The sequence below is a fragment of the Virgibacillus sp. 7505 genome, from assembly GCF_002272135.1.
In the GTDB taxonomy this organism is placed as follows: Bacteria; Bacillota; Bacilli; order Bacillales; family Amphibacillaceae; genus Terribacillus.
Map to the genome: position 1 here is coordinate 1 of NZ_NPBF01000434.1, position 217 is coordinate 217.

1 pseudogene is annotated in these 217 nt (G+C 47.0%); it reads right to left on the reverse strand.

The window, feature by feature from the left end:
* Window positions 1-217: pseudogene (locus CHH91_RS19670) on the reverse strand (carbon starvation CstA 5TM domain-containing protein); the annotation flags it as partial.

Below are 217 nucleotides of genomic sequence, written 5' to 3' on the forward strand. Positions count from 1 at the left end.
CGATGACGGCGGTCGATTGGTTCGCCCAGTTAAAGTACTGCCACAGCATTGTGAAATCTACTGTCGTTAAGATGATGGACGTAATGAACAATGGCGCGGCAATCCAAATGCGGTTCATCACTTTCTTTTGTGGCACGTTGATATAATCTGCAATAATCATTCGTGCACTACGGAAAGCGGTGTCGCCAGATGTAATCGGCAAAATGATGACGCCGAG